The 8,742-nt window shown below is 67.2% G+C and carries 8 protein-coding genes, 1 pseudogene and 1 riboswitch; of the genes and pseudogenes, 7 read left to right on the top strand and 2 right to left on the bottom strand.

From position 1 onward, the window contains the following. The first annotated feature begins 540 nt into the window (after positions 1-540). Genes BLQ03_RS16900 through BLQ03_RS16915 form a run of 4 tightly spaced genes read left to right on the top strand, consistent with a single transcriptional unit; the run spans position 541 to position 3,992 of the window. Positions 541-1,638 carry an acyl-CoA dehydrogenase gene (locus BLQ03_RS16900; protein WP_245688995.1) on the top strand — a complete coding sequence of 366 codons (1,098 nt, stop codon included), beginning with the start codon at positions 541-543 and terminating at the stop codon, positions 1,636-1,638. Further along, a complete protein-coding gene (locus BLQ03_RS16905; RefSeq protein ID WP_090757475.1) occupies positions 1,631-2,377 on the top strand; it encodes a PIG-L deacetylase family protein in 747 nt (248 codons plus the stop codon). Before BLQ03_RS16900 ends, BLQ03_RS16905 begins: the two co-directional genes overlap by 8 nt. After that, positions 2,374-2,949 carry a class I SAM-dependent methyltransferase gene (locus BLQ03_RS16910; RefSeq protein WP_245688997.1) on the top strand — a complete coding sequence of 192 codons (576 nt, stop codon included), beginning with the start codon at positions 2,374-2,376 and terminating at the stop codon, positions 2,947-2,949. The genes BLQ03_RS16905 and BLQ03_RS16910 overlap by 4 nt, the downstream gene beginning before the upstream one ends. Continuing rightward, positions 2,946-3,992 carry a glycosyltransferase family 2 protein gene (locus BLQ03_RS16915; protein ID WP_090757476.1) on the top strand — a complete coding sequence of 349 codons (1,047 nt, stop codon included), beginning with the start codon at positions 2,946-2,948 and terminating at the stop codon, positions 3,990-3,992. The genes BLQ03_RS16910 and BLQ03_RS16915 overlap by 4 nt, the downstream gene beginning before the upstream one ends. A gap of 106 nt (positions 3,993-4,098) precedes the next feature. Here BLQ03_RS16915 and BLQ03_RS16920 read toward each other — a convergent pair. Then, positions 4,099-5,075 (bottom strand): annotated as a pseudogene (locus tag BLQ03_RS16920) (IS5 family transposase). Between the two features lie 111 nt (positions 5,076-5,186). Continuing rightward, positions 5,187-5,305: riboswitch (TPP riboswitch) on the top strand. An 80-nt stretch (positions 5,306-5,385) separates the two neighbouring features. On the opposite strand from BLQ03_RS16920, the gene thiC reads away from it, so the two are divergent. The 3 genes from thiC (at position 5,386) to BLQ03_RS16935 (ending at position 8,171) form a co-directional block, all read left to right on the top strand. After that, positions 5,386-7,191 carry a phosphomethylpyrimidine synthase ThiC gene (gene thiC / locus BLQ03_RS16925; protein WP_090757477.1) on the top strand — a complete coding sequence of 602 codons (1,806 nt, stop codon included), beginning with the start codon at positions 5,386-5,388 and terminating at the stop codon, positions 7,189-7,191. A 300-nt stretch (positions 7,192-7,491) separates the two neighbouring features. Next, the gene (locus BLQ03_RS16930; protein ID WP_090757601.1) at positions 7,492-7,746 is read left to right on the top strand and encodes a type II toxin-antitoxin system VapB family antitoxin; all 255 of its coding nucleotides are present in this window, start codon (positions 7,492-7,494) and stop codon (positions 7,744-7,746) included. Continuing rightward, positions 7,746-8,171 carry a type II toxin-antitoxin system VapC family toxin gene (locus BLQ03_RS16935; protein ID WP_245688998.1) on the top strand — a complete coding sequence of 142 codons (426 nt, stop codon included), beginning with the start codon at positions 7,746-7,748 and terminating at the stop codon, positions 8,169-8,171. The genes BLQ03_RS16930 and BLQ03_RS16935 overlap by 1 nt, the downstream gene beginning before the upstream one ends. A gap of 172 nt (positions 8,172-8,343) precedes the next feature. Here BLQ03_RS16935 and BLQ03_RS18135 read toward each other — a convergent pair whose 3' ends face one another. Continuing rightward, entirely contained in the window at positions 8,344-8,550 is a 207-nt protein-coding gene (locus tag BLQ03_RS18135; RefSeq protein ID WP_139166791.1) for a hypothetical protein, read from the bottom strand. Between the last annotated feature and the right edge of the window lie 192 nt (positions 8,551-8,742).

An 8,742-nucleotide genomic window follows, 5' to 3' on the forward strand; every position in this document is an offset into this window, starting at 1 on the left:
TGCGGATGGTTATGCTGGCCATGTAAGGCTCCCTTCATGCAACTGATCGTAAGCAATGATTGCAACGCAATCAAGACATACCAACTCTTCCAACCTACCAGCCGCTTCAAGACTGCCAATTTCAACGTCAATCAGGTCTTCGGTGGGTTGATGGGGTAGAAACGCGAACTCAGATCACGCCCAGAGAACCATCGTATGCCAGACATCAGGCGCAGAACTTATTGCATTCTCGAAAAGGGGAGCGCGGTGATGATGTGGAGCATCGCGCTGAGGCTGGTTCTCGGACCATGACCGCGCAAGGGCGGCATGCCTTTCCTGCGGCATGGTCAGAGCCTCGTCAGGCCGGGGCTGCACGGCCATTCGGGCCATAAGGGCCGTTGAACGTTTTCCACATGTCCTGATGGAAGCAGTTCTGGCTGGTGACAAGCCGGACGGTCCTGCCGGCGCCCTCCGAGGCGCGAGAAAGGAACGGAGAAAAGACCGGCAGCGTTGATAGCAACGTTTCTTCCGTACCGTCGCGTCGCTGAAAGGGCTTCACGCATGAAGGACGATGCAGCCCTGCGCATCCCCCTGGCCGACGGCCGGGAAGACTGCCGCCTTTTGGCGGATCTCGCCGCGGCGGCTGCAGTCGAGGATCGGGGCGAGGCTTCCATTGCCGCTTCAGTGGACCGGCTACGCGCGGCAGGCTGGCTGGGTGCCGGGACGCCAGAGCCCGACGGCCTGTTCACCCGGCTCGTCCGGCTGGCCGAGGCCAACCTGTCGCTCGCGCGGCTCTACGAGGGCCATGTCAACGCCCTGCGGCTGGCCCGCACCCTCGGCGATGCCGAGGTCTGGGCCGAGACGCGGGCGCTGGCGGACGGCGGCGCGCTTCTGGGCGTCTGGGGCGCGGACGGGGCAACCCCCCTTTCGATTGACGGAGAGCGACTGGCGGGCGGCAAGCGCTTCGCCTCGGGGCTGGGGGTCGTCAGCCATGCGGTCGTGACCCTCGGGCAGGGAGAGGCGGTGCGCCTCGCGCTGCTGGACGTCAGCGACCCCGCCCGGCACCGGCCCGGCAGCTGGCGCAAGACAGGGATGCGGGCCACCGTTTCAGGCGATTTCGACACGGGCGGGATGCTGGCCTCGGCGCTGCGCTGGGTGGGCGGACCGGGGCGCTACCTCGAGGAACCGGGATTCATCGGCGGCACCTGGCGCATCGCCGCCGTGCAGCTTGGCGGCACGCTCGGCCTGCTGCGCGCGGCGGCCGACGAGCTTGCCGCGCTGGGGCGGCTCGAGGCCGAGGCGCAGGTGGCGCGGCTTTCCCCCGTGCTGACGCGGGCGCTGGCGGCGGGCGCCTTCGTTCGCCGCGCGGCCCGCGTGGCCGAGGGCGCGGCAGGACAGGCCGAGCCGGAACGCGCCGCCGCCCTCTCGGCGCAGGCGCGCCTGCTGACCGAGGAGGTGGGACAGGACGCCATCGCCGCCGTCGAGCGGTCCGTGGGCCTTGCGCATTTCGACGAGGAGGCGCGGACGGGCCAGATCGCCCGCGACCTCGCGACCTATATGCGGCAGGCGGCGCGCGACGCCTTTCTGCAACGGGCGGGGCGCTGGTGCCTGACGCGGGACGAGCCCTTCTCGGCCCTGCTGGACGACCCCGATGCGTGAGCGGGACGCGGCCATCATCGCCGTGACCGACGACGTTGACCTGCCTGCCGTGGAGGCGGAGGACTTGCTGCGCGGCCGGCCCCTGCTGGTGCTGGCGCCCCATCCCGATGACGAATCCCTCGGCTGCGGCGCGCTGCTGGCCCGCGCCTTCGCGGGGCCGGGGGCACATGTGGCCTGCCTGACGGACGGGGCGGGTTCGCACCCCGGCTCGCGCGCGGTGCCCCCCGCCCGGCTGGCCGAGATCCGGCGGGCGGAACTGGACGACGCCCTGGGTCATCTGGGCGGGACGGCGGCGGATGCGACGATGATCGGCGCGCCCGACGGCGGGCTGCGGGCTAACCCGGAACTGGCCGACCGGATCGCCGCGCTGGCGCGGGACATGGGCGCGGGCCTTCTGCTGGCACCCTCGGCGCTTGACCCGCATTGCGACCACGTGGCGGGGGCGGCGCTGGGGCGGGCGGTGGCGCGCTCCCAGCCGCTGCGGCTTGCCTTCTACCCCGTCTGGTCGCGCTGGCACGGGCAGGGTCGCGCGCCCCTGCCGCCCGGCACGCGCGCCGTGCGCCTGCCCGCCGGGCCCTGCCTTGCTGCCAAGCAGGCCGCCATCGCCGCCCATCGCAGCCAAATGGGCCTTGTGGTGCCCGACGCGCCTGACGGCTTCGAGATGCCGCTGGGCTTCGCCGCCTTCTTCGCCGTCCGCGACGAGGTTTATTTCCTGTCGGACGAGGGGGCGCCGTGGTGACGGAGAACGGGACCGCGGCCGTGGGCCTCGATCACCTCCACGCGCTTTATGCCGAAACTGACGACCCTTGGGGCTTCCGCACCAGCGCCTATGAGCAGGCCAAGTTCGCGGCCACCCGCGCGGTGCTGTCCCGCCCCGCCTATGCCAGTGCGCTGGAGCTTGGCTGCGGCAATGGCGAGCTTGCCCGCCACATCGCGCCCCTCTGCCGCCGCTATACCGGTATCGACGCGGTGGAAACGGCGCTGGAGGCCGCCCGGCGCGCGGTGCCGGACGGGCGCTTCGTCCAAGCCTTCCTGCCCTGCGCCTTCCCGCCCGGTGACTACGACCTGATCCTTTTGTCCGAGGTGCTGTATTTCCTCGACCGCCCCGGCCTTGCCGCAGTGGCGCAGGAGATCGCCGCCCGCTGCCCGGCGGCCGAGGTGCTGGCCGTCACCTGGCTCGGTCCCTCGGGCAACCCGCTGCAGGGCCCCGAGGCGCTGGAGGCCTTTGCCGATGCCATGGTGCCCGCCTTCCGCCGCCTGCCCGTCCTTAGCCAGTCCCGCTACCGCATCGACAGGTTCCTCGCGCCATGACGCCGCACCCCCCTGCCACGCCCCCGCGCATCGACCTCAAGGCGCGTCCTCTTGGCTGGGGACGCAGCGGCCATCTGGTGGTCATCCCCGCCCGCAACGAGGCAGCGCGCATCGCCGCCTGCCTCGGCGCGCTGGGGGGCCAGGGGGCGGACCTGCTGGTCGTGGCCAACAACTGCACGGACGCGACCGCGCAGATCGCGGCGGCCCATGGTGCGGCGGTGCTGGACTGCCACATCGCCGCAGGGGGCGTGGGCGCCGCGCGGCGCCTCGGGCTTGCCGAGGGGATGCGGATGGCGGCCGGGGAAGGCACCGAGCTTCGCGCGGTTCTCACCTCGGACGCCGACTGCCTGGTCGCGCGCGACTGGCTGGAGGCGAACCTGCGCCATCTCGACGCCGGCGCGGCGGCGGTCTGCGGCTGGGTCCTGCCCATCGCCGAGGAACACGCGCTGCTGCCCCCTCTGCTTCTGCACCGCGCTGCGCTGGAGGACCGCTTCCTCGACCTCAAGGTTGCGCTCGAACTGCGCCTGACGGGCCGGGCGGGGCACGAGCGGACGCCGGGCGCGAGCCTCGCCTTCCGGCTCGAGGCCTACACCGCCGCAGGAGGCTTCGACCCGGTGCCCGCGCATGAGGACCGGGCCATCATCCTGCGCCTCAAGGCCCTGGGTCTGCCCGTGGTCCATGCCCACGACGTCGTGGTGCGCGCCTCCTGCCGGTTGGAAGGCCGCGCGCCCGAGGGCATGGCCGCGGCGCTGCGCGAGCGGGCCACCGACCCCGACGCGCCGCTCTGCCCCGACCTCGGCCGGTCGGAAATCGCCAGCGTGGCGGCCGTCCTGGCCACCCTGCCGCCCCTGCGCCTGACCGCCGACCTGCCGGGCGCCATCGCGCAGCTGGAACAGCTGCTTTCCGGAACGCTTGGCCCGAGACTGGCCGGGAAGGGCACCACGCCACGGAACGCGCGGATACGGAAGGCGGCGAACAGTTCACTGTCCTGCCTGCCAGAGGAACAGAGCCGAACCAAGCCACGCCTGCGTCAAACCATTTGAAGGCAGGTCTGCGCGTCACTTGCGGGCAGCCCGTTCCTGCACGGGCCGCCGCGACTCTGTTGCACAAATCGGCTGCTGAGTGGACCTCCCCTTTCCCCGGACAGACCTATGCCTCGACCTCTGTGATGGGCGTGCCGAGCGCGGTAAATCCGTTCAGCACGGCGACACGCACCTGGAACTCGGCAACCTGACGGTCGAAGTCCCGCGCGGACAGGCGCTGCCCCAGCAACTTGACGCAGTGCATCTTGGTCTCCACACGGCTTCGGCGGTGATGGCCGCTCCATCGTCGCCATATGGTCCGACCGACGCGCTTGGATGTGCGCAGGATCTCGTTTCGTGCGACCGCCCCGGCGGTGTCGGGCTTCCAGGGCTTGGCGTTCTTGCGGGGCGGGATGATCGCCGCGGCCCCTCGGGCGGCTATGGCGTCGTGGCATTTGCGGGTGTCGAAGGCACCATCGGCGGTGACGCTGCCGATCTCCTGCTCGGGCGGGATCTGGTCCAGCAGCTCGGGCAATGAGGAGGGCCAGCAAACAGTCCGGGGGACTGTTTGCCCGACGAATGGTGCATCGCCGATTTCGCTGGTGGTGAACTCCGCGGCCCGGATTTCCAAGGATTTCTCGTCGATCCCGATGTGGATCTTGCGCCACACGCGCCGCTTAGTGCCACCATGCTTGCGGGCGTTCCACTCCCCTTCGCCTTCCACCTTGATGCCCGTGCTGTCGACCAACAGGTGCAACGGACCGTCCGAGCCGCGGTAGGGGATGTGAACCTTCAGTGTCTTCTGGCGGCGCGACAGCGTGCTGAAGTCAGGGACAGCCCAGTCCAAGCCGATCAGGCGCAACAGGCTCTCGACGAACCCGGTCGTCTGCCGCAGCGCCATCCCGAACAGCACCTTCATCGTCAGGCTGGTTTGGATGGCCGCATCGCTGTAGCTCGGCTGCCGTCCACGCTTGCCGGTTGGCGCGGCTTCCCAGGTCATGGAGGGATCGAACCAGATCAAAACGGCGAGCCGCGGCGCTTGAGCGCTTCGTTGTAGCTCGGCCAGTTCCGGGTCTTGTAGGTCGGGGGGGTCGGTCTGCTCATGCCTTCCAGCTACCACGCTGGCTTCACGAGATGAATCCATCACAGGATTTGTGCAACAGAGGCCGGCTTGGTCAGGACGATTGACAATAGAGGCACTGCTGCGCACTCTTGCATCTCCACCAGGGGTGTCCCGACAAGGGGCTGAGATACTGCTGGCCGCAAGGCAGCGCAGGGACCCTACGAACCTGATCCAGTTCATCCTGGCGTAGGGACGGTGCGGATGCCTTGCCGGTCGCATGCGACCAGTGGGGCATTCTATTCCTTCCCGTCGGTGCTGGGTCTCCAATGCTGCGACGCGAGGAGCCTCGACATGACATCTAAAGAAACCCTGACGGTTACCACCGGACCACTGCCCGCCTCTGTCAAGGTGTTCAGGCCGGGCGTGCTGCACCCCGACATCCGTGTGCCCATGCGCGAGATCGCCTTGCATCCAAGCGCGGGCGAGCCGCCGGTGACGGTCTATGACTCCTCGGGTCCCTATACCGATCCGGCCGCCGAAATCGCGATCGAACGCGGCCTTCCGCGCCTGCGGGAAGGCTGGACCATGGGGCGTGGCGACGTGGAAGCCTACGAGGGACGGCATGTAAAGCCCGAGGACAACGGTTTCGCCTCGGGCGACCGGCTGACACCCGAATTCCCCCTCCGCTACCGCCCCTTGCGGGCGCGGAACGGAAAGGCCGTCACCCAGCTTGCCTATGCCCGCGCGGGCATCGTCACGCCTGAGATGGAGTTCGTCGCGATCCGCGAGAATTTGGGCCGCACGGCGATACGTGAAAGGATGGTGCGCGACGGCGAAAGCTTCGGCGCCGCTATCCCTGATTTCGTCACCCCCGAATTCGTGCGCGACGAGGTGGCGCGCGGGCGGGCGGTCATCCCGGCCAACATCAACCACCCCGAAGCCGAGCCGATGATCATCGGCCGCAACTTTCTGGTCAAGATCAACGCCAATATCGGCAATTCGGCTGTGACCTCCTCGATGGCCGAAGAGGTCGAGAAGATGGTCTGGGCGACCCGCTGGGGCGCGGATACGGTGATGGACCTGTCCACGGGCCGCAACATCCACAACATCCGCGAATGGATCATCCGCAATTCGCCTGTGCCCATCGGCACCGTGCCGCTCTACCAGGCGTTGGAAAAGGTCGGCGGCATTGCCGAGGACCTGACATGGGAGGTCTTCCGCGACACGTTGATCGAACAGGCCGAGCAGGGCGTGGACTATTTCACCATCCATGCCGGGGTACGGCTGCACATGATCCCGCTCACCGTGGATCGCGTCACCGGTATCGTCTCGCGCGGCGGCTCGATCATGGCGAAATGGTGCCTGCACCATCACCGCGAAAGCTTCCTCTACGAGCGCTTCGAGGAGATCTGCGACATCATGCGCGCCTATGACGTCAGCTTCAGCCTTGGCGACGGGCTTCGCCCCGGCTCCATCGCGGATGCAAACGATGCGGCGCAATTCGCCGAACTGGAGACCTTGGGCGAGCTCACCAAGATCGCCTGGGCCAAGGACTGCCAGGTCATCATCGAAGGCCCCGGCCATGTGCCGATGCACAAGATCAAGGAGAACATGGACAAGCAGCTTGCCGTCTGCGGCGAGGCGCCGTTCTACACCCTCGGGCCGCTGACGACCGACATCGCGCCGGGCTATGATCACATCACCTCGGGCATCGGCGCGGCGATGATCGGCTGGTTCGGCACAGCCATGCTCTGCTATGTCACGCCCAAGGAGCATCTGGGTCTGCCCGACCGGCATGACGTGAAGACAGGCGTCATCACCTACAAGATCGCCGCTCATGCCGCCGACCTGGCCAAGGGACATCCGGCGGCAAAGATCCGCGACGACGCCCTGTCTCGCGCCCGGTTCGAGTTCCGCTGGGAGGACCAGTTCAACTTGTCACTGGACCCCCAGACAGCGCGGGCCTTCCACGACGAAACCCTGCCGAAAGAGGCGCATAAGGTCGCCCATTTCTGCTCGATGTGTGGGCCGAAATTCTGCTCGATGCGGATTTCCCACGACATCCGTGCCGAGGCGCAGAAGGAGGGCATGGCAGCCATGGCGCAGAAGTACCGCGAAGGCGGCGATCTTTACATGCCGGTGAGTGAGAAAGCCTGAGCGGGTATGACCGTCCATGCGGTTTCGCCTGTGCGCGGGACCGCATGGCTCATGTGATAGTGCACTCATCATAGGCCCAAACACGCTGACGGCGGACTTGGAGATGACCTATTTCACGTGGGCTTAAGCAGGAGGCCAACATGTCCGGAATCCTGCCCATTTAAGGTTCTCCACCTCCTACCCTCTGGGTTTGCCGGCCGAACCGGGGACGTGACCCGAAGGGGGACGCCGATGGTATATCCCTACAAGGTTGCTTATATATCCTCAAAGGATATACTTAGGCCGAAGCGAGGATATATCATGCCACTCTACATCAAAGATCCTGCGGTGGATACGCTTGTCGATCAGTATCTTGCGGCCACCGGCATGACAAACAAGACGGAGGCCGTTCGCCGTGCCTTGTCCGATCAGTTGAACGCTCTCGCTGCCAAGGAAACCCTGACGGACCGGGTTGCGCGGATACAGCGGCGGGCGGCAGAAGCCGGATTTGTGTCCAGCGGCAGCGACATTGCAGCGGACAAGGCATTCATGGACGAACAGTGGGGCGAGGACTGATGTTTCTCGACGCCAGCGTTGTCGCCGCCGTGCTGTTGCAGGAAGAAGATGGCCCCGCGTTCCTGAAGGCGATGGAGGCCGCGCGAGGCACCCTGCGCTATTCGCCCATCGTGCGCCTGGAGGCGACACTTGCCCTTGTGCGCAAACGGGTCGAGCGGCGCGGCAAAGGCCCGGCGACAGCCGAGGACTTTGCCGCCGCGACGGATCTTGTCGATGAGCTGCTGAAGGCGCTTGAAGCCAAGGAAATGCACATCACGGGCAGCATGGGGGCCGAGGCGATCCGCGCGTTGTCAGTCTATGGCAAGATGGTCGGGCATCCGGCGCAACTAAACATGGGCGATGCTTTGTCCTATGCCTGCGCGAAAGCCTTCCATGTGCCCTTGCTCTACAAGGGCGATGATTTCTCCCAGACCGATCTGGCATAAAGCAGCGGGGCAGGGCGTCGCCGCGCAGGGGCGGCCGGCCCGGCCTGAGCGCCCCTGTCCTGCCGCCGGCCTGCCGGTGGCAGGACAGGGGAAACCCGCGCCAGCCGAGGAAAAAAGAAGCCCCGCGCGGGGCGGGGCCAAGTGAACCTTCGTCGCTGAAGGAATGGGAATGTCAGTCGGGCAGGCGATCGGTCAGCAGCCAGGACGGGCCTAAGGTGTTGCGGACCTGGCGAAGCTCCGGCCCTTCATCGCCTGTCGAGGAGTGCCATTCGACCAGCAGGCGGCTTTTCCAGCGTCTGCCATGCGGGTCGCGATAGGCCCGCAAGGCTTCGATCTGTTCCGCGCTCAAGCCTTGCTCATCTTCAGGTTGTTGTGGCATGTGTCTGCTTCCCCTGTTTTTTAGCGTAATCCGGGGGCGGGGTCATGGTCGTCTGCGCCCCCGGATTGCATCAGGTCAGACGCAATCAGGCACCCAAGCGTCGATCCGGGCCTTTGCCTCCGCTGTGAGGCGCCATGCCTTCTGATACTCGGCATCGCTGAACAGCCGTTCCATGCAGCGGGCCTTTTCCGC

The sequence above is a fragment of the Paracoccus chinensis genome (assembly GCF_900102885.1).
Classification (GTDB): domain Bacteria; phylum Pseudomonadota; class Alphaproteobacteria; order Rhodobacterales; family Rhodobacteraceae; genus Paracoccus; species Paracoccus chinensis.

Excerpts from the sequence above, each read along its gene's own strand:
- BLQ03_RS16900 (WP_245688995.1), top strand. The coding sequence starts at position 541 with ATGAAGGACGATGCAGCCCTGCGCATCCCCCTGGCCGACGGCCGGGAA.
- BLQ03_RS16905 (WP_090757475.1), top strand. The coding sequence starts at position 1,631 with ATGCGTGAGCGGGACGCGGCCATCATCGCCGTGACCGACGACGTTGAC.
- BLQ03_RS16915 (WP_090757476.1), top strand. The coding sequence starts at position 2,946 with ATGACGCCGCACCCCCCTGCCACGCCCCCGCGCATCGACCTCAAGGCG.
- thiC (WP_090757477.1), top strand. The coding sequence starts at position 5,386 with ATGACATCTAAAGAAACCCTGACGGTTACCACCGGACCACTGCCCGCC.
- BLQ03_RS16930 (WP_090757601.1), top strand. The coding sequence starts at position 7,492 with ATGCCACTCTACATCAAAGATCCTGCGGTGGATACGCTTGTCGATCAG.
- BLQ03_RS16935 (WP_245688998.1), top strand. The coding sequence starts at position 7,746 with ATGTTTCTCGACGCCAGCGTTGTCGCCGCCGTGCTGTTGCAGGAAGAA.
- BLQ03_RS18135 (WP_139166791.1), bottom strand. The coding sequence starts at position 8,550 with ATGCCACAACAACCTGAAGATGAGCAAGGCTTGAGCGCGGAACAGATC.